The organism is Faecalimonas sp. (assembly GCA_029264305.1).
Taxonomy (GTDB): domain Bacteria; phylum Bacillota; class Clostridia; order Lachnospirales; family Lachnospiraceae; genus Faecalimonas.
In genome coordinates, this window is record JARICA010000008.1 from 261,529 (window position 1) to 279,977 (window position 18,449).

The 18,449-nt window shown below is 34.0% G+C and carries 20 protein-coding genes; 9 read left to right on the forward strand and 11 right to left on the reverse strand.

Annotation, left to right across the window (positions count from 1 at the left end):
• Window positions 1–8: 8 nt before the first annotated feature.
• The 5 genes from ACY2U7_RS01930 to ACY2U7_RS01950 all read left to right on the forward strand — a co-directional run bounded on the left by ACY2U7_RS01930 (window position 9) and on the right by ACY2U7_RS01950 (window position 3,762).
• Entirely contained in the window at window positions 9–1,088 is a 1,080-nt protein-coding gene (locus tag ACY2U7_RS01930) for an NAD(P)H-dependent flavin oxidoreductase (protein ID WP_461815744.1), read from the forward strand.
• A gap of 35 nt (window positions 1,089–1,123) precedes the next feature.
• Complete coding sequence (locus ACY2U7_RS01935) at window positions 1,124–1,561, forward strand: MarR family winged helix-turn-helix transcriptional regulator (protein ID WP_461812698.1); 438 nt, start codon at window positions 1,124–1,126, stop codon at window positions 1,559–1,561.
• 115 nt (window positions 1,562–1,676) lie between these two features.
• A complete protein-coding gene (gene yfcE / locus ACY2U7_RS01940; RefSeq protein WP_461812699.1) occupies window positions 1,677–2,219 on the forward strand; it encodes a phosphodiesterase in 543 nt (180 codons plus the stop codon).
• Complete coding sequence (locus ACY2U7_RS01945) at window positions 2,219–2,938, forward strand: NAD-dependent protein deacylase (RefSeq protein WP_461812700.1); 720 nt, start codon at window positions 2,219–2,221, stop codon at window positions 2,936–2,938. Before yfcE ends, ACY2U7_RS01945 begins: the two co-directional genes overlap by 1 nt.
• Window positions 2,935–3,762 (forward strand): hypothetical protein, encoded by an 828-nt coding sequence (locus tag ACY2U7_RS01950; RefSeq protein ID WP_461815745.1) that lies wholly within the window; start codon window positions 2,935–2,937, stop codon window positions 3,760–3,762. Before ACY2U7_RS01945 ends, ACY2U7_RS01950 begins: the two co-directional genes overlap by 4 nt.
• A gap of 49 nt (window positions 3,763–3,811) precedes the next feature.
• On the opposite strand, the gene sdaAA is transcribed toward ACY2U7_RS01950, so the two are convergent.
• On the reverse strand, window positions 3,812–4,684 hold the full coding sequence (sdaAA, locus tag ACY2U7_RS01955; protein WP_461812702.1) for an L-serine ammonia-lyase, iron-sulfur-dependent, subunit alpha: 873 nt from the start codon (window positions 4,682–4,684) through the stop codon (window positions 3,812–3,814).
• 12 nt (window positions 4,685–4,696) lie between these two features.
• On the reverse strand, window positions 4,697–5,365 hold the full coding sequence (sdaAB, locus tag ACY2U7_RS01960; RefSeq protein ID WP_461812703.1) for an L-serine ammonia-lyase, iron-sulfur-dependent subunit beta: 669 nt from the start codon (window positions 5,363–5,365) through the stop codon (window positions 4,697–4,699).
• A 66-nt stretch (window positions 5,366–5,431) separates the two neighbouring features.
• On the opposite strand from sdaAB, the gene ACY2U7_RS01965 reads away from it, so the two are divergent.
• Window positions 5,432–5,716 (forward strand): DUF1294 domain-containing protein, encoded by a 285-nt coding sequence (locus ACY2U7_RS01965; protein WP_461812704.1) that lies wholly within the window; start codon window positions 5,432–5,434, stop codon window positions 5,714–5,716.
• Here the strand turns inward: ACY2U7_RS01965 and ACY2U7_RS01970 are convergent.
• From ACY2U7_RS01970 to hydE, 4 genes are read right to left on the reverse strand one after another with little or no spacing between them, the layout of a single operon-like run.
• Window positions 5,679–8,360 carry a DEAD/DEAH box helicase family protein gene (locus ACY2U7_RS01970; RefSeq protein ID WP_461812705.1) on the reverse strand — a complete coding sequence of 894 codons (2,682 nt, stop codon included), beginning with the start codon at window positions 8,358–8,360 and terminating at the stop codon, window positions 5,679–5,681. The genes ACY2U7_RS01965 and ACY2U7_RS01970 overlap by 38 nt on opposite strands.
• Before the next feature lie 13 nt (window positions 8,361–8,373).
• Complete coding sequence (hydF, locus tag ACY2U7_RS01975) at window positions 8,374–9,564, reverse strand: [FeFe] hydrogenase H-cluster maturation GTPase HydF (RefSeq protein WP_461815746.1); 1,191 nt, start codon at window positions 9,562–9,564, stop codon at window positions 8,374–8,376.
• An 11-nt stretch (window positions 9,565–9,575) separates the two neighbouring features.
• Window positions 9,576–10,997, reverse strand: a complete 1,422-nt coding sequence (hydG, locus tag ACY2U7_RS01980) for a [FeFe] hydrogenase H-cluster radical SAM maturase HydG (RefSeq protein WP_461812707.1) — start codon at window positions 10,995–10,997, stop codon at window positions 9,576–9,578.
• A 15-nt stretch (window positions 10,998–11,012) separates the two neighbouring features.
• Window positions 11,013–12,056 carry a [FeFe] hydrogenase H-cluster radical SAM maturase HydE gene (gene hydE / locus ACY2U7_RS01985; RefSeq protein ID WP_461815747.1) on the reverse strand — a complete coding sequence of 348 codons (1,044 nt, stop codon included), beginning with the start codon at window positions 12,054–12,056 and terminating at the stop codon, window positions 11,013–11,015.
• Window positions 12,057–12,200: 144 nt separating this feature from the next.
• Here hydE and ACY2U7_RS01990 point away from each other — a divergent pair, with 144 nt between their 5' ends.
• The gene (locus ACY2U7_RS01990) at window positions 12,201–13,064 is read left to right on the forward strand and encodes a DMT family transporter (RefSeq protein ID WP_461815748.1); all 864 of its coding nucleotides are present in this window, start codon (window positions 12,201–12,203) and stop codon (window positions 13,062–13,064) included.
• The gene (gene yaaA, locus ACY2U7_RS01995; protein WP_461815749.1) at window positions 13,065–13,802 is read left to right on the forward strand and encodes a peroxide stress protein YaaA; all 738 of its coding nucleotides are present in this window, start codon (window positions 13,065–13,067) and stop codon (window positions 13,800–13,802) included.
• 33 nt (window positions 13,803–13,835) lie between these two features.
• Here yaaA and ACY2U7_RS02000 read toward each other — a convergent pair whose 3' ends face one another.
• The 5 genes from ACY2U7_RS02000 to ACY2U7_RS02020 all read right to left on the reverse strand — a co-directional run bounded on the left by ACY2U7_RS02000 (window position 13,836) and on the right by ACY2U7_RS02020 (window position 17,363).
• Window positions 13,836–14,087: a hypothetical protein gene (locus ACY2U7_RS02000; protein WP_461815750.1), complete on the reverse strand. Its 252-nt coding sequence runs from the start codon at window positions 14,085–14,087 to the stop codon at window positions 13,836–13,838.
• A gap of 76 nt (window positions 14,088–14,163) precedes the next feature.
• On the reverse strand, window positions 14,164–14,331 hold the full coding sequence (locus ACY2U7_RS02005) for a DUF6019 family protein (protein WP_461815751.1): 168 nt from the start codon (window positions 14,329–14,331) through the stop codon (window positions 14,164–14,166).
• A gap of 1,243 nt (window positions 14,332–15,574) precedes the next feature.
• Complete coding sequence (locus ACY2U7_RS02010) at window positions 15,575–16,258, reverse strand: DUF4367 domain-containing protein (protein WP_461815752.1); 684 nt, start codon at window positions 16,256–16,258, stop codon at window positions 15,575–15,577.
• Window positions 16,251–16,799 carry an RNA polymerase sigma factor gene (locus tag ACY2U7_RS02015; RefSeq protein WP_461868026.1) on the reverse strand — a complete coding sequence of 183 codons (549 nt, stop codon included), beginning with the start codon at window positions 16,797–16,799 and terminating at the stop codon, window positions 16,251–16,253. The genes ACY2U7_RS02010 and ACY2U7_RS02015 overlap by 8 nt, the downstream gene beginning before the upstream one ends.
• 45 nt (window positions 16,800–16,844) lie before the next feature.
• Window positions 16,845–17,363, reverse strand: a complete 519-nt coding sequence (locus ACY2U7_RS02020) for a peptidylprolyl isomerase (RefSeq protein WP_461812617.1) — start codon at window positions 17,361–17,363, stop codon at window positions 16,845–16,847.
• A gap of 142 nt (window positions 17,364–17,505) precedes the next feature.
• On the opposite strand from ACY2U7_RS02020, the gene ACY2U7_RS02025 reads away from it, so the two are divergent.
• Entirely contained in the window at window positions 17,506–18,438 is a 933-nt protein-coding gene (locus tag ACY2U7_RS02025; RefSeq protein WP_461812618.1) for a DMT family transporter, read from the forward strand.
• Window positions 18,439–18,449: the final 11 nt, after the last annotated feature.

An 18,449-nucleotide genomic window follows, 5' to 3' on the forward strand; every position in this document is an offset into this window, starting at 1 on the left:
GAGCACTCATGAAAAATAAACAAATGTCTTTTGTGGTTGGAAAGAAAAGAGTATACATTCCAATTGTACAAGGAGGAATGGGTGTAGGGATCAGTCTACATCAACTTGCAGGAGCAGTTGCAAAAGAAGGGGGAATCGGATTGATTTCTTCTGCACAGATAGGATTTCGTGAAAAAGACTTTACAAGTAATCCTTTGCAGGCAAACTTGCGTGCTATGAAAAAAGAATTGGAATCTGCAAGAAAACTTGCACCAAATGGAGTGATTGGCTTTAATATTATGGTGGCAACTAGGAGATATGAAGAATATGTCAAAGAAGCGGTGGTACTTGGAGCAGATTTGATTGTATCGGGAGCAGGGTTGCCGACAGATCTTCCGTTCTATACAAGAGGAACAGATACCAATATCGCTCCCATTGTATCTACAGAAAAATCAGCTCATATTATTTTAAAATATTGGGATAAGAAATATAATACAACAGCAGATATGCTTATTATAGAAAGTTGGAAGGCTGGGGGACATTTGGGATTCCATTTAGATGAATTGGAAAAATGGGATGATATTTCCTATGAGATAGAGATTCAAAAGATTATTGATATCGTGAGAATGTATGAGAAAAAATATAAAAAAAACATTCCCATTATACTTGCGGGTGGAATGTATTCAGCAAAAGATTTATGTAAAGCGAAAGAATTGGGCGCAAACGGTATTCAGGTTGGGAGTCGATTTGTTACAACAAAAGAGTGTGATGCAGATATACGTTATAAAGAGGCATATATCAATGCGAAAAAAGAGGATATCCAAATTGTAAAAAGTCCAGTTGGAATGCCTGCACGAGCAATTTGCAATACTTTGCTTAGGAAGATACAAGCGGGAGAGCGTATTTTGCCTACAAGATGTTACCAATGTATCAAAGGATGCAACCCAAAAGAAATTCCATATTGTATTACGCAAAAATTAATAGAAGCAGTGAAAGGGAACATAGAAGAGGGACTTATTTTCTGTGGAGGAGAAGCATATCGTGCGACAAAAATAGAAACGGTGAAAGAAGTAATTGATTCTTTTCTTTTACTAGAAGAATGTGTATAATAGACTTAGTATCATTCTGGCGAAGGAGGAAGTAAATGAATACATATGAAACCATTAATGATATTTTAGTGCATTTGTTTAATGAAATCTGGGAACTAGAAGAAAAGGCGATTATCACAGAAGAATTTAAAGATATTACAAATAATGATATGCACATTATTGAGGCGATTGGTCTTGGAGCTGGAAATCCAATGTCAATCATTGCAAAGAAATTAAATGTAACTGCAGGGACACTAACAACTTCGATGAATAGTTTAGTTAATAAGAAATATGCTGTTCGAGAAAGAAGTGAAGAAGATCGGCGAGTTGTTTATATTAAATTAACGGAAAAAGGGAAAAAAGCATATAAACATCATGCACAATTTCATCATCAGATGACGGAAGCAGTTATCGAAAAATTGAATGAGGAAGAGATTCCAGTGTTGCTAAAAACATTAGAGGGGCTTTCAGAATTTTTTAGAAATTATCATTAATTTCTTTCTGAAAAGCTCCCTTTTTCTTTGGGATTTTAGAAGAAGTTCTTGTGAGTTTATGGTCATTTATGTTACAGTTAAACTAAAGATTGAGATAAAGAAAGAAGGCAAAAAAATGAAGTTAATGATTGCATCAGACATACATGGTTCAGCTTACTATTGTGAGAAAATGATAGAAGCATTTCATAGAGAAGAAGCGGACAAATTACTACTTTTAGGGGACATTCTTTATCATGGCCCAAGAAACGATTTACCAAGAGAATACCAGCCGAAAAAGGTAATTGAAATGTTAAATCATATGAAAGAAAAGCTACTTTGTGTTAGAGGAAATTGTGATACAGAGGTTGATCAGATGGTATTAGAATTTCCTATATTAGCAGACTATGCAATTTTTTCTGTGAATGACAGAATGATTTTTGCTACGCATGGACATCAATTTAACAGAGAAAATCTTCCAATGTTACAAGAAGGAGATATTTTGTTGAATGGACATTTTCATGTACCAGCAGGAGAATGGAATGGAAAATATATTTATTTGAATCCAGGGTCAATATCTATTCCGAAGGAAAATTCAGAACACAGTTATATGATTATTGAAGGAAATACATATCTATGGAAGAATTTAGAAGGAGAAGTATATAAGAAGGAGGTATTCTAATGGAAAAGTTAGCGTTACTTCAGAAAATGATTGATGAAAGTCAACGAATTGTATTTTTTGGAGGAGCAGGAGTATCTACAGAAAGCAACATTCCAGATTTTCGTAGTAGTGATGGGCTTTATCAGGAAAAGTATATTTATCCGCCAGAGCAGGTTGTTAGCCATACATTTTTTCAGAAGAAACCAGAATTATTTTATGAATTTTATAAATCGAAAATGATGTTCTTAGATGCGAAACCGAATAAAGCACATTTAAAACTTGCAGAAATGGAAAAAGCGGGGAAGTTAAGCGCTGTTATTACGCAAAATATTGATGGATTGCATCAACTTGCAGGAAGTAAAAATGTATTAGAATTACATGGAAGTATTCATCGAAATTATTGTCAAAAATGTGGGAAATTTTATGATGCAAAATATGTAAAAGAATCAGAAAATATTCCTATTTGCACATGTGGAGGAAGAATAAAACCAGATGTAGTTCTTTATGAGGAAAGTTTAGACCGTGTAGTGATTCAAAAATCTGTCATGGAAATTTCAGAGGCAGATATGTTGATTATCGGAGGAACTTCTCTTGTAGTTTATCCAGCGGCAAGTTTTATTGATTATTTTAAAGGGAAATATCTTGTTGTGTTGAATAAGAGCGCAACTCCAAAAGATAAACAGGCAGATTTATGTATTCAAGAACCGATAGGAGAAGTGTTAGAAGGAATTAGAATATGAGAAAGAGAACAAGAATAAGTATATGTATTATTTTAGTACTTGTCAGTGTTTGCTTAACGTCATGTAAGGAAGAAAAACAGACAAAACAAAAAAAGACAGAAGAAAATCACAAACAGATAGAGGCAATGTATGTTCCTTGTGAAGAGGATAATTATATCTTTTTTGATAGAAGCACAGAGTCACCTTTTTATGCGATTATTCCAGAGGATAAATTGTACGATGCACATGAGAACAAAATAAAGAAAAAGGATTTGGGTGCAGGTGATATTCTTGTCTGTTACGGCGATGGGAAAATGTTACAATCTTATCCAGGACAATATCCAGGTGTGACGAAAATGGTTCGAATAAAAAAGGGAACTGTAGCAGATACAGAGAAATATCAACAAGAAGTTGCTAAATTTTTACAAAGACCAAGTAAGGCAGACATCCCATATATGGATATTGAAAATATGCAAAAAAATGCATTGGTTACAACTTCTGCTACAGAGGGAAATTATGAGTGGAAATACGAAGATATGAATGGAAAACAACAGATGGAAAAAGTAGAAGATAGAACGTTCTTTGAAAAAGAAGGGTTAGCAGAGATTGTCTGTAATGGGGAGAACTCGGATTTGAAATTACTTTTTTCAGTTGCTCCTAATTATGTTAAAGTGATGAGATATTCAGTTAGCACAGCAAAAGAAAAGAATTCTCATGGGCAGCGAGTACGAGTGGTTTTAGATGAAAATATTGGTTATATAAAAAGAGCAAAAAAATCTTGCATTTATGAAGTGATTGCAACATGGGACAATGGAAAAGTACATTATGGATTTTATATTCCATAAAACAAAAATAAGGTCTATTTCGTTTGAAAAATGAAATAGACCTTATGCTTTATTTACAAATACTGCAACCTAAATGGCAACCGGTAGGTGTACCTGCGCAGCCACCCATTGCAGTTTCACGTAATTCAAATGGAAGACTCTTTCCTACTCGAAACATGGCTTCTGCCATTTCATCAAAAGGAATTGGATGAGTTACCCCACTTAGAGCAAGTTCAGCAGAGGTGATTGCATTGGCAACTCCAATTGCATTTCGGCTTTGGCAAGGGGATTCGACTAATCCTGCAATCGGATCACATACAAGACCTAAAAGGTTTGAAAGGGCAATGCTGGCAGCAGTTAAACACATTTCAGGTGTACCACCCATCATTTCAACGACTGCTGAAGCAGCCATTGCTGAGGCGGCTCCAACTTCTGCTTGACATCCAGCTTCTGCACCGGAAACAGAAGCGTTTCGCATTAAAATATATCCGACAGCACTGGCGTTTAATAGTCCGTTGAAAAGCGTAGAATCGGATAATGATTTTTCTTCCTGTAATGCAAGCAATGTTCCAGGAACAACACCCGATGATCCTGCAGTTGGTGCAGCAACAATCAATCCCATAGATGCATTGACTTCCAAAACAGCCATACTATAAGAAATTGCTTTTGATAACATGGAACCACATACACTAGTATTTGTTTTTGCATGGTCAGCAACTTGTTTTGCTTCACCACCGATCAGTCCCCCGATAGATTTTCCGGGATTTTGTATCGGTTTATGAGCAGAGTTTTTCATGATAGTAAGTACTTCTGCTAATTTTTCATCTACTTCTTTGGATGATAAATTTCCCATAGTTACTTCACGTTCTTTCATCGCTGCGGAGATAGAAACCTGTTCTTTTTCACATAAATTTAATAAAGTTTGTCCATTAAAAAAATCCATTTTCATATCCTCCTACATTTGAATGAGCATCAAGTCTTTAACATGTTTATTTACGCGGATTTTATCTAAAATTTCTGTTGGAATTTCTTCATCAGATTCCACGATGGTAAAGGCAGTAGCACCTTTATCCTCACGAAACAAACGCATAAAGGCGATATTTACGTTTTCTTCGCTTAGGCACTGGGTGATATGTGCAACTACCCCAGGTTTATCAATTTGTTGTACAATTAGTGTACTATATTCTCCAGTAAATTCTACGTCAATATTATTGATTCGGACAATTTTCATCTTTCCTCCGCCGATAGATTCTCCACGAATAGAAAGGGTATGTCCAGCATTATTTTCTAATAAAATGTCGGCAGTGTTCGGATGCTCTGTAATTGTTTCTTCATCAATAATATAGTGATATTCGAGTCCTTTTTCTTTGGCTATAGAGAAAGCATCTCGGATTCTCTCGTCATCAGTAGAAAAACCAAGTGTTCCCCCAAGTAATGCTTTGTCTGTTCCATGTCCGTGATATGTTTTGGCAAAGGAACCATATAATGTAAATGTTACTTTATCTATTGGTTGTGCAAACATCTTTCGTGCAAGAAGCGCAATAGCGACTGCACCGGCAGTATGTGAACTGGACGGACCAATCATATTTGGACCAATCACATCGAAAATGCTTAGAAAATTCATGATATTCCTCCTAATATATTTACAAATTTATTCTTCTTATTATATCATGGTTAGGGTGGTATTAAAATGAAAAATATAATTATTTATTTATGCGTGGTAAATATAATAGCCTTCATATTGTATGGGGCAGATAAAGAAAAGGCGAAACGCCACAAGTGGAGAATACCAGAAGCAACATTGTTAAGTGTAGCTTTTGTGGGAGGCTCTATAGGGGCGTTTCTTGGAATGCAAATCTTTCATCATAAGACAAAAAAGGCAAAATTTCATATTGGAATACCAATGATTTTAGTAATGCAAATCATTGGTATCATGGTTATTCAAACTCATTTTTCACTTTTTTCTTATTTGTAAGGATGCGATCATTTTTATTTACAAAAGAACGCGTCCTTGCCTTTAAAAGAAGTTTTCTGCCTTCTGGTGTACGTGTGTAGATTGCCTCGTAAGGGCCTAAAAGTTGTTTCATGCATTTCGCAAAAATAAGGGCATCTTCTTTTTTCTTTCCTAAAATTTCAGGAATACAATAATATTCACTTGTTCGTTTTTTCCCACCATGGAGGGCAAGTATATAACGTGGGTTATCAATTACACCCCAGAATTCAGCAACACATTCTGCAAATAGAGTTTTATCTCTGGTTGTTCCTCCTTTTAGATAAGTGAAAGCAAGAATTTCTTTTTGTTCCACAACGGCTCGACAATGGAGTGGCTCTTCAATATGGTTAGTTTGGATGAGGGCATTTAAAATACCGTTCGCTGCTTTTTGCATACGTTTTTGTGGAGACCACATACTAAAAATGCGATATCCGTATTTCCCAATTCCAAAAACAGATAATAAAAACAAGATGGAAATGAAAATGGTTCCTGTAGTATCTGCGCTAGGAGTTCTTCGTATAGAAAACTCAGCAGTCAAACTTATAATATTTGTCAGTAAAGAAATAATTTCCCAAACAACTGCATTGAAAAATAAATAACCAGGATCATTAGCCATAGTATTATCCATTTCAACCATTTCTTCTACACTCATTTTATCAGAAATTACTTTTAAAGATTTTTTCCAAGATTTTTGCAAAGAATCACGATCTGTAGCGCGTTTAATCATTTTTTCATTGCATTTTTCAATTTCTTTTTTTGTATTTAATTTTGAGTCAATATGTAGCCGTTCGATTCCATTTTCAATGACATCTTCCGTATAGGAAACGCCAAGAAAAGCATTGAATCTTCTGGTAAGTGTTTCGTAATCTCCGGCAAGTTCTTGTTCTTGTCTATATTTCCTTGGGAAAATACAGGCAAGATGCCATATATTACTTGTTTTATCTGGAGTAGATTGAGAAACACGAATAGCTCGACCACGCATTTGATTGCTTAGCATAAAAGAGCCTACATAAGTTGCTAAAATAAGTGAGTTAATGCAAGGGGAGTCCCATCCTTCTCCGAGTAAAGATTTTGTTCCAATTAAAAGATGAATATATCCTCTAGAAAATAATTCTGTAACAATGGATACGATATGATGATTTGTACCATGAACAGTTATTTTGCTATATCCGGTATCTTTCAAAGGAGTCATTTCACATTCACAGAAATAGGAGTGTGCGAGAGTATATAACTCTTCTTGTATATCGGAAGGTAGTATAACAACGCTTCCACTTAGAACACCAAGACGGAGACCGTCAATCTGTTCTCGACGTATATTTTCAAAAATAGGAACAGCGCCTATTTCCTGAACAGGTTTTTCTAAATTGCCAATGGTATGTAGCAATTCTTTTTTTATGAAGTCGCATAAAACTAATAGACGTAAATCATTTCCCATACTTGTATATTCTGCGTGTACAATATCATTAATACTATGTAATTTCCCTTTGCTGGAAGTAAGAAGTTTGGTTATTTCTTCATTTTTTGTGAGGACAACCTTATTTCTTCGAAGACATCCAGCTGATTTTAATTTTGCAATTAATTGTTCACGATATACGGGATCACTAGGAAAGCCGTCTATATCATCATACAGAAAACCTTGAAGCAGTGCTTCTAACCATTTCCCTGAAAGTTTTGGAAAATTTCCTTTTGTCCCTGTTAATTCAGTAAGATAGGGCGAAAAAGGAATTTTATTTTCATGTAGAAAAATAAGAATAGATGAAAAATATTTTGGGTTATCTAAAAATTTTTCACTATATTCCATTGGGGATAAAATGCCACGGTGAGAAGCGATCATCTGAATAAATTCTTTATCTGATTTCAGAAAATCTATAATTTCATTTGCTTCTTTGGTGAAATTGTGTATGGCCTGCTCTTCTTCTTTTGTTGGCCAGTTAAAGTAAACATAATCTTGATGGGGGCATAGACTTCCTTCCTGCACAAGTTCTGGTGTGAAAATTTCTTCATCAATCGGTCCACAAAGGTCGGTATAGCGTTTCCATTGCGCAGGTTTACTATCATAAGGAGGTGTTGCTGTTAAGGAAATTAATGTTAAGTTTGGAACGTGTTTTAAAAAATCTTCCAATGCTTTCCACCATTCACTTCGCAAATGATGTGCTTCATCTAGGCAAACAGTTTGAATGCCACTTTCTTCTAAAAAATTTTGCAAATCAAAATCTGTGTAATCAACAATTTCTTCTGTTTCGTTTTCCACTTCATCTATGTCGGATAATGTACCTTTGTAATGTTTCATACAACTATGTAAAGCTTGGTAAGTGATAGCTGTAATGGCTTTTGGTTGTTTTAGATTATTAGAAAACCATTCTTTTGGATTATTTCCGTCCAATAAGAAACTTTGCTCCATGCGGGAAAGCCATTGTTGGCGAATGGTAATGCTAGGAGATAGAATAAGACAGGGTTTCCCTTGTCGTCGTATTAATTCAATTCCTAAAGTTGTTTTTCCAGAACCGGGAGCAGCAACAATATGGATTTTTTGGTCAGATAAATACTGTTCTGAGCGAGAAAGAACTCGTTCTTGATAGGTACGCCAAGTTCCTTTAAATTCTAAAACATGATCATATATATTCATGGGCAATTCTCCTTTAAGTGTGAGTAAAAGGTTCTAAACTTCTTTCTAGGATTCCATTCATTTTGGCAATAGCAATACCATAGTTTGTTATTGGGATTTTTTCATCATAGGCACAACAAATACGATATTTCATTTCTCGTTCATTTAACATACAGCCACCACAATGGATAATTAAATGATATGGTGTTAGGTCTAGAGGAAATTCTTCCCCGCTTGTAAATACAAAATTCAATTCTTTTTTTGTATATTGTTTTAGTAAATATGGGAGTTTTACTGTACCAATATCTCCACACTGGCGATGATGTGTACAACCTTCAGAAATGAGTACAGTATCTCCATTTTTGAGTTGGTCAATTGCAAGTGCTCCATTGATTAGCGCTTTAAAATTCCCTTTATATCTGGCAAAGAGAATAGAAAAAGAAGTTAGCAAAATATTTTGTGGAACGATTTCTGCCACCTGTTTAAATGCTTGGCTATCGGTAATGACAAGACGAGGTGCTTTTCCTAAATGCTCAAGTGTATCTTGTAATTCCGTATCCTTAACGACAATAGAGATAGCATTCCCATCTAAGATATCTCGAATTGTCTGTTGTTGTGGTAGAATAAGTCTTCCTTTTGGTGCAGAAGAATCAATTGGTACCACAAGAATAACAAAATCATTTGGAGAAAGTAAATCTCGAACAATTGGTGTTTGGTTTGTAGTAGTTGGAAGTAAAGTAGCAATTCGTTCTTTCAATTCTTGTATATGAAAGCCGGTTCTTGCACTGACTTCAATAGAAGTTTTGGATAGTTGCTTGTTTGTTTTTTTACCGATATCACATTTGTTATAAACAACTAAATAGGGAATTTGTTTTTTCTCAATTTTCTCTAAAATAGCCTGATCTTCTTTAGTCATACCTATTGAATTGTCTACCACAAGCAAGGCAATATCTGTCTTGTTCAGCATTTGATATGTTTTTGCAATTCGTAATTGTCCAAGATCTCCTACATCGTCAAGACCAGCAGTATCAATAAATAGGACAGGACCTAAGGGAAGAAGCTCCATTGCCTTTAAGACTGGATCTGTAGTTGTTCCCTTGGTATCAGATACAATAGAGAGAGTTTGTCCTGTTAATGCGTTGATTAAACTGGATTTTCCGCAGTTTCTCCTGCCAAAAATACCAATATGAATTCTGTTGGCAGAAGGAGTATTGTTTAAACTCATATATTTCCTCCCTAAAATCTAAAATCTCTTCGATTTTCTTGTTCGATTGCCTTTAAATTTTCTATTACAATTTGTCGAACTTTTTCATTCGGAATTTGATTGATTTCTTCCTGAATAACATATTCTCCTATTTTTTTTGTGGCTTCCGAAGCATAGTCCATAAGATATTCTTTTAATGTCATCAGAGCATTTGGTTGACAACAATTTTGAATCTGTCCACTTTTACAAAGTGACATAAATCGATCGCCAGTTCTTCCTTCACGATAACAGGCAGTACAAAAACTTGGAATATATCCTAAATCCATAAGCCATTTTACTACTTCATCTAAAGTTCTTGTATCACTTACGTCAAACTGTTCTGACTTATTGTCTTCAGGCTCGGGTTCAGCATAACCACCTACGCTTGTTTTAGAGCCACCGCTAATCTGAGATACACCTAAATGTAATACACGTTCACGACAGACTTGGCTTTCTCTTGTGGAAATAATCATTCCGGTGTAAGGGACAGCAATACGGATACAGGCAACGATTTTAGCAAAAGTGTCATCATCAATTCCATTATCAAAAGAATCAGCATCGATATCGTCTGCATGTCGAAGGCGTGGAACACTGATTGTATGTGGTCCGACTCCGAATACAGCTTCTAAATGTTCGGCGTGCATTAAAAGTCCTGCAAGTTCATAACGATATTTATCTAAGCCAAAAAGTACGCCAATTCCTACATCATCAATGCCACCTTGCATTGCTCTGTCCATAGCTGTGGTGTGATAGTCGTAGTCATGTTTTGGACCAGTTGGATGAAGTTGCAGATAACTTTCTTTGTGGTAGGTTTCTTGGAACAGAATATAAGTTCCGATGCCAGCTTCTTTCAATTTACGATAATTTTCTACTGTGGTTGCGGCAATATTTACATTGACACGGCGGATTGCACCATTTTTATGCTTTATACTGTAAATTGTTTTGATAGATTCTAATACATATTCAATAGGGGAATTCACAGGATCTTCTCCGGTTTCCAATGCTAGACGTTTATGTCCCATATCTTGAAGGGCAATCACTTCTTTTCGAATTTCTTCTTGTGTTAATTTCTTTCTTGCAATATGTTTGTTTTTCATATGATAAGGACAGTATGTACAGCCATTTACGCAATAGTTAGAAAGATAAAGAGGAGCAAACATAACAATTCGATTGCCGTAAAAATCTTTTTTAATCTGTTCAGCAAGAGCATAAATTTCTTGATTTTTTTCCTCAATATCACAATCTAATAAAATCAATGCTTCACGATGTGTAAGACCTTTGCGAAGTTTAGCTTTTTCAATAATTTTATTAATCATTTCCAAATTGTGTTTATTTTTTTCGGCAAATGCTAAGGTGTCCAGAATTTCTTCGTGGTTAATAAATTCTTCTGGTTTTTCTGATAAAATATTATACATGTTAAATACCTCCTATTAGGCTTGATTTAGCGAATCTCCTCTGGAAACGCTGATTTCATATCCAATTGTTTGTAATTGTGTTTTTAGTTGTTCAATTCCTTCAGCAGCCTCACTATCGGTACAGATTTTATTATCATACAGCATATAGTTTTTGCGTACAGTATTGGGAGAAAGATTTGGCATTACGACATTCGCACCAGCTAATATACCTTGTTCTCTTCCGTTTGGTGCAATTGTTCCCAAAGCAGTTGTGGAGGGGAGAAGCACCTTAGGTAGCATAAGGCGAATGAGTGCCAACATAAACAAGGTAAGTTCTAGACTCCCTTGGGGAAAATTGTGGAATGGAGTATCATGATGGGGGATAAATGGTCCGATACCAACCATTTGTGGATTTAATGCTTTTAAGAATAGCATATCTTCTACTAAATTTTCGGTAGTCTGATAAGGAGAACCGACCATAAATCCAGTGCCTACTTGGTATCCGATATCTTTTAAATCCCATAGGCATTGTTGCCGATTTTTTGCATGTAAAGTGTGAGGGTGCAATTTCCTATAATGTTCTGTTGAATATGTTTCGTGTCGAAGAAGAAATCGATCAGCACCTGCGTCAAAAAATGCCTTATAACTATCATAAGATTTTTCGCCGATGGATAGAGTGATAGCACAATCTGGATAATTGGATTTTATTGAAGAAACAATGTCTATTATTTTTTCGTCCGTGAAGAAACCGTCCTCACCACCTTGTAGGACAAATGTGCGAAAACCAAGGGGATAGCCAATTTGGCAACACTTTAAAATATCTTCTTTTGTTAGTCGATAGCGACAAATATGTGGATTGCTTTTACGAATTCCACAGTAAAAACAATCATTTTTACAAAAGTTTGTAAATTCAATTAACCCTCGGATATATACACGATTTCCATAGTAGTGTTTCTGTACTTCCCGTGCCTCTGAAAAAAGATATTCTGATAATTCTAGAGTACGGTGCTCGATGAGAGTTCTCCACTCTTTTTTTGTTAATGTTTGTGTTTCTTTTAATTTCTGTATAAGTTGTTTCATAAAATCCCCTGTTAAATAAATGCGTTTTATTTAGTATAGCACTTTCAAATATGCGTCACAAGAATTGTTTATTCTTTATCAGAATCTTGCGAAAAAAGGAAAGAAAGATTATAATGTCTGCAAGAAAGAAAAGGAACAAGAAGAATGAATCTACAAAAGAAAAGTCTTATTTCAGTACATTTGGCAGTGCTTTTATTTGGAATATCTGGTTTGTTTGCCAAAATGATTAATTTATCAGGAATTATAATTACTTTTGGAAGAGTATTATTTTCGTCTCTATTTTTATTTTTTGTGTTAAAAATCAGACGTGAGAATATTCGCTTGGAATGTGGAAAAAAGTATGTGGAAATGTTTGTGGCGGGGATAATTCTTGCTGTACATTGGACTACCTTTATGCTTTCCATTCAGATGTCAACTGTGGCAATAGGAACAATTACATTTTCTACATTCCCTTTATTCGTCACCTTTTTAGAACCGTATGTATTTCATGAGAAATTAAAAATTTCTAATATATGTAGTGCAGTGATTATGATGGTGGGTGTGTTTTGTATTGTTCCAGAGTTTGAATTGGGAAATCGCATGACACAGGGAATTCTGCTTGGTATGATATGCAGTTTCTCCTATGCAATTCTTTCCTTGTGGAATAGAAAATTTGCAAGTGATTATTCCGGAAGTATAATATCGTTCTACGAGCAGGGATTTGCTACAATTGTGTTATTGCCATCGCTATTTATTATAAAACCACAAGTAACAATGATGGATATGGGGGGACTTCTTTTATATGGCATCCTTTGTACAGCAATGGCACATTCCTTGTTTATTGAAGGATTAAAGTATATTCGTGTTCAGACAGCAGGGATTATTTCTAGTTTGGAATCTGTATACGGAATTATAGCGGCAGCATTAGTTTTAAGAGAAATACCAGGTAAGAAGGAAATCATTGGAGGAATTATTATTTTAGGAGTTGTGTTTTTTACAACAATAAAACAAGATACGGGAGAAAGATAAATGATTACAATTATATCACCAGCAAAAAATATGAAGGTAGTGAAACGAGATAATGTTTCGTTGAGTCGTACTGTGTTTCAAGATAAAACGAAACAAATTATAGAAAAACTCAAAAAATATCAACCATATGAGTTAGAAACATTAATGAAAGTGAATGAAAAATTAGCTGTACAAGCATTTTTGGATATTCAAAATTTTGATTTGAATAAAGAAGGAACAATGGCAATTTTGGCATATGATGGTCTTGTGTTTAAAAATATAGGAGCAGAAAAATTTTCGACAGAAGAGTTGGAATACGTAAATAATCATTTACGAATTTTGAGTGCTTGTTATGGTTGTGTAAGAACATTGGATGAAATTTTGCCCTATCGGTTGGAAATGCAATGCAAATTGAAATTGAACGATAAGAGTTTATATCAGTTTTGGGGAGAATTGCTATATAAAGAAGTATATAAAGAAAATCAGATTGTATTAAATTTGGCATCAGAAGAATATGCAAAAACTATCCGAAAATATGCTAAGCAAGATCAATTTATTGATGTGGAGTTTTTAACATATCATAAAGGAAAATTACGAACAATTACCACTTCGGCAAAAATGGCAAGAGGACAAATGGTGAAATTTATTGTGGAAAATAGAATTGATCATCCAGAACAAATCAAAGGATTTGATTGGAATGATTATGAATTTGAAGAAAGTATGTCAAATGAGAAAAAATACGTATTTATACAACGATAAAGGAGGGGATTTTCCCCTCCTAATTTATTCCATTTACACATAAAATCCAGCTACGATAAAAGCAAATAGACAAAGAATTAGTATCTGCTTTTTCCGACTGAGAGAAGATTCTAAATATTGCTTTTCTCGTTCGGCACAGTAGGCAGCAGGAACAATAGCAAGAACGATGCACAATAACAAAGCAACTAAGGAAATTGTATTGGAATCGATACCTGTAAAAGCGAACCATCTCCAAAGGCTTTTGAAAAACAGTGCGAAGTTTAAAAAAATAAGTATAATGGACATAGATATAAGTTCTCCTTCTTTTTAGTTTTAGATTAGTAAAAAATCAAAGTCTTTTGGTATTAATTTATTAGTATCTCTAATTGTTTTTCTTATTCTCATCCAAAGAGGTTTGATATTCTTGTAATCCTTTTTTGACAGCAGATTTAATCACGAAGTATAACACAATTATTGTGATTAAAAATACAGGAATTACTTTTACAAACATAATTAAATCAAATAGTACATCATTAAAAAAATCCATCATAAATGTTACCTCCTTTAAATAATTCAATTTTTGAATTCAATGTGGAAAAATTTCTGTGCAACAACGCTATTGAAAATACCACAACCACTGATGACTAGAAGAATAAAACACAGTCGTGATTTTTACTTTAACGTCAAAGTATCCTCTCCCTGATATTCTTTATGAAAAAAAGAGAAGTTTTATTATAATTGCAATAATCATAATAAAGCCGATCGGTTTTTCGATTTTAGGTACATGATAATCTTTTGGTTCAAAGTATGAAACAATAAAAGCCAACGTGAAATATAGAATGTCAAATATAAAAAATCCGGTATTATACGTGACTAAAATTTCATAAGGGACGAAAAACATATTTGCCCAAAAAATAAACGTCATTATAATTGCAAGAATTCTTAAAAAACGAAAAGTTTTATGGGGTATTTTCATATGCAGACCTCCTTTAGTAAATTCAGTATATTAGGTGTTCATTGTGTTGTCAATGGATACGGAAGTTATTTCCAAAAGTTAGGTGATTCTTAAGGAGTGGTGAGTTGTGTATTATTTTTAAGGTATTGATTTTTATTTTAATCCATAGAAAATATCCTGTAGACGATTTTACTGTCTACAGGATTAAAATGATTAAAAAAGAGAAATAATTATTGCTATAATTATACAAATAATGAGTCCCTTTTCGAAAAGAGAAAAGTCATAATTTTTTGGTCTTATCCAAACAAGAAAGCAGGTGTAGAGAAAATGTAGCAAATCGAATAAATTAGTGATGTTATTATAATTTGTACCGTTAGGAAAATAAAACTTGGTAAATACCAGTATAAAAGTTAGAATAAACCAAACGATTTTTAAAAAGTTAAATTGTTTTGTGGATACCTTCATAAATAATCACTTCCTTCTTAAATTTTTTTATATAAGTAGTAACAATCCAAGGAGAAAAATGTGACAAAATATTTTAAAAAATTTTAGATTTAGAAAAAAATGCTGATAACTAATCCAAGAATTAGTATTCCTGCAATGATTTTTTGTTTGGTAGAAACTGTAAAATCTTTAGGCATCAGCCAAATTAGAACAATGCTGTAGATGCAGTATACAAAATTGAGTGCAAAAAACAAACTACTATAGTTGTTCTTAATGTCAGCAGGTAAGAAAATGGCTTTACACCAGGAAAGAATACACATTATTTCCCAAATAAGTACTAGAGGTTTGTAAGTTTTTAAAGATAGTTTCATAAAAATTCTCCTTTCTAAAAAAATTATTCTTTTTGCAAACTTTTTATCATTTTAATTAATTCTTCAGACTCTGTTTTTCCACCTACATAAAAAATGTAGTTATCAGTAACATAAATAAGAGAATACACTCCATGTTCATCAGAAAGCAGATAGCCTGGGAAACCACCAACATTTATTTTTTTTGCTGGTACTCCGTCAGAGGTAATTGAATTAGGAGAATTTTCCCACTGTTCTGGAATGGATTGAGTGTAATGCAGAGCATATCCATTTTCATTTACGAAAGATAGAATATATTCTTGAGTTTGTTTATTGAACGTTTTTTTAATCAACTCATACCCTTCTGGAAGATAGGTTGGTTTCACCTTCACAAATTCTTGTTTCTTAGCCTGTTTAGGAGCGTCAAATGATACATCTGTATGGTCATCAAATAATTGTTCAAAATATGTTCCGACACGTTCTCGAATATCAGGGTTGGCAAGAACAGTCATTCCGCCAAAGAGAAGAACAAGAACTGCTACAAGAATATATCGAAACTTTCGAGGTCTGTGGTATACAATAATAGAATCCCGATGTAAAAGAGGTCTCATTTTTTCTTCAAATGCTAGAGAAAAAGTATGACTATCTTTTTGAGGAAAATTAGTTACTTCTTTTTTATAATCTTTTTCGACAGCGATTTTTATGGCATCTTCTAATAATTTATCATTCATTTTGAATACCTCTTTTTAATAATTCTTCTTTTACCATTGCCTTTGCTCGTTGTGAAATTTTGCGAACGTGGGCAGGCGTCTTGTCGATAAATTTAGCAATTTCTTCACCAGAAAGTGAATTGTAATATTGTAAGTATAAAACTTCCTTATAAGGAAAAGGTAGGTTACGAATTAATTCTGCAAGAATTTCTGCAAGTTCTCGTTCTTCAGTCACTTTTTCTGGTGTGAAATTCATTTCTACTTCAGTCCAATCCTCATAAGAAGAAGTTTCCTGATGTTTTTTCTTCTGATAAAGTGTAAATGATTTGTTCTTTACAATAGTAACAATGTAGTTCCATGTTTTGTGACAGGAAATATCATTTATTTTTTCGAAATGTTCAATAATCGCTTTGAAAGATTCGTGAACAATATCTTCCGCATCATTTTCGTTATGTAAAATTTTAAAGGCAATAGCGTACATTTTGTCTTTATAGAGGAAGTATAATTCTTCAAATTTTAGTTTTTCTTCTGGGGTTTCAAGTGTTTTCAAGTAAACAATCATAGCATCTCCAATTTCTAAAAAAGGCGGCAAAATTGCCGCCTATTATTACATTTTATCTGGTTCAGGATAAGTTTCTCCAAAAGTTTCTACTGTTACTGTTTTCATTCGTTGTGTTTCTAATGGTCGATCACTGTAATCTGTTGCTGTTTCAGCAATTTTATTTACAATATCCATTCCTTCTGTCACTTTACCAAATGCGGCATAAGAGCCATCTAAGTGAGGAGAAGTTTCATGCATAATAAAAAATTGTGAACCTGCAGAATCAGGATGCATTGCACGAGCCATAGAAAGTACGCCAGGTTCATGTTTTAAATGATTTGTAAATCCGTTTTGATTAAATTCCCCTTTGATTGTGTATCCAGGACCACCCATTCCAGTTCCATCAGGACAACCACCCTGAATCATGAAACCACGAATAACGCGGTGGAAAATAAGGTTGTTATAATATCCGGAATTTACAAGGGATACAAAGTTATTTACTGTATTTGGAGCGATTTCAGGATATAATTCTGCTTTGATTATATCTCCGTTCTCCATTTCAAATGTTACGATTGGATTTGCCATTTGATTACTTCCTTTCTTATGAAAAATAATAGTATACTTTATTGTAATGGGGGAGAAATATTTTGTCAACGTACGGTTTTCACTTTACGAATGAAAGAAACTTCGTTACAATAGAGAAATGAAAAAAATGGAGTGTGAAAAAATGGAAAAAACAATGAAAAAAACAAGTGTAGTTGCGATTTTGGCATTAATTTGTTGTGCACTTTGGGGAAGTGCGTTTCCAGCAGTCAAAATAGGGTATAAGTTATTTGAAATCAATACGGTGGGAAGCCAGATTTTATTTGCAGGTTACAGATTCTTTTTAGCAGGTGTGTTAACACTTTTATTGGCGTGTATATATGAGAAACGTTTTGTTTATATAAAGAAAGAGTCTGTTCCCTATGTATTTGCACAGGGGATGTTACAAACAACGATCCAATACCTTCTTTTTTATATAGGAATGGCGAATACATCTGGAGCAAAAGGTTCTGTTATTAATGCATCAAATGGATTTGTTGCAATTATTGTTGCGGCAATACTTATTCCGTCAGAAAAGATGACATGGAAAAAAATATTAGGTTGTATTGTAGGATTTGCGGGAGTTATTTTTATCAATTTGTCACCAGGAGCATGGGGAAGTGGTTTTTCGATTCAAGGAGAGGGTATGGTTTTACTTTGTTCCATTGCTTATGGTACAAGTTCAGTTACATTGAAATTAATTTCTCATAGAGAAAAGCCAATGACACTGACAGCGTATCAGTTGCTGTTTGGAGGAATTGTGTTGACTTTTATTGGTATTTTTGCAGGGGGAAGTATTACAAACTTTACGGTACAATCTACTTTATTATTGCTTTATTTGGCACTTCTTTCCACCGTTGCATTTACTTTATGGACAGTATTATTAAAATATAATCCAGTAAGTAAAGTTGCAATTTTTGGATTTAGTATTCCTGTTTTTGGTGTGGCGTTATCAGGAATCTTTTTAGGTGAGGAAATTCTTTCGATAAAAAATGCAATTGCATTATTGTGTGTATGTGCGGGAATTATAATTGTTAATCGAGAAAAGCAAAGCAAAGACCAGATTATTGCAAATTAAAGTGAGATGAA

Excerpts from the sequence above, each read along its gene's own strand:
- ACY2U7_RS01990 (WP_461815748.1), top strand. The coding sequence starts at position 12,201 with ATGAATCTACAAAAGAAAAGTCTTATTTCAGTACATTTGGCAGTGCTT.
- hydE (WP_461815747.1), bottom strand. The coding sequence starts at position 12,056 with ATGAAACAACTTATACAGAAATTAAAAGAAACACAAACATTAACAAAA.
- yaaA (WP_461815749.1), top strand. The coding sequence starts at position 13,065 with ATGATTACAATTATATCACCAGCAAAAAATATGAAGGTAGTGAAACGA.
- ACY2U7_RS01945 (WP_461812700.1), top strand. The coding sequence starts at position 2,219 with ATGGAAAAGTTAGCGTTACTTCAGAAAATGATTGATGAAAGTCAACGA.
- ACY2U7_RS02025 (WP_461812618.1), top strand. The coding sequence starts at position 17,506 with ATGGAAAAAACAATGAAAAAAACAAGTGTAGTTGCGATTTTGGCATTA.
- ACY2U7_RS01935 (WP_461812698.1), top strand. The coding sequence starts at position 1,124 with ATGAATACATATGAAACCATTAATGATATTTTAGTGCATTTGTTTAAT.
- ACY2U7_RS02020 (WP_461812617.1), bottom strand. The coding sequence starts at position 17,363 with ATGGCAAATCCAATCGTAACATTTGAAATGGAGAACGGAGATATAATC.
- ACY2U7_RS01950 (WP_461815745.1), top strand. The coding sequence starts at position 2,935 with ATGAGAAAGAGAACAAGAATAAGTATATGTATTATTTTAGTACTTGTC.
- sdaAB (WP_461812703.1), bottom strand. The coding sequence starts at position 5,365 with ATGAATTTTCTAAGCATTTTCGATGTGATTGGTCCAAATATGATTGGT.
- ACY2U7_RS01965 (WP_461812704.1), top strand. The coding sequence starts at position 5,432 with ATGAAAAATATAATTATTTATTTATGCGTGGTAAATATAATAGCCTTC.
- ACY2U7_RS02005 (WP_461815751.1), bottom strand. The coding sequence starts at position 14,331 with ATGATGGATTTTTTTAATGATGTACTATTTGATTTAATTATGTTTGTA.
- ACY2U7_RS02010 (WP_461815752.1), bottom strand. The coding sequence starts at position 16,258 with ATGAATGATAAATTATTAGAAGATGCCATAAAAATCGCTGTCGAAAAA.
- ACY2U7_RS02000 (WP_461815750.1), bottom strand. The coding sequence starts at position 14,087 with ATGTCCATTATACTTATTTTTTTAAACTTCGCACTGTTTTTCAAAAGC.
- sdaAA (WP_461812702.1), bottom strand. The coding sequence starts at position 4,684 with ATGGATTTTTTTAATGGACAAACTTTATTAAATTTATGTGAAAAAGAA.
- ACY2U7_RS01930 (WP_461815744.1), top strand. The coding sequence starts at position 9 with ATGAAAAATAAACAAATGTCTTTTGTGGTTGGAAAGAAAAGAGTATAC.
- ACY2U7_RS02015 (WP_461868026.1), bottom strand. The coding sequence starts at position 16,799 with ATGATTGTTTACTTGAAAACACTTGAAACCCCAGAAGAAAAACTAAAA.
- yfcE (WP_461812699.1), top strand. The coding sequence starts at position 1,677 with ATGAAGTTAATGATTGCATCAGACATACATGGTTCAGCTTACTATTGT.
- hydF (WP_461815746.1), bottom strand. The coding sequence starts at position 9,564 with ATGAGTTTAAACAATACTCCTTCTGCCAACAGAATTCATATTGGTATT.
- ACY2U7_RS01970 (WP_461812705.1), bottom strand. The coding sequence starts at position 8,360 with ATGAATATATATGATCATGTTTTAGAATTTAAAGGAACTTGGCGTACC.
- hydG (WP_461812707.1), bottom strand. The coding sequence starts at position 10,997 with ATGTATAATATTTTATCAGAAAAACCAGAAGAATTTATTAACCACGAA.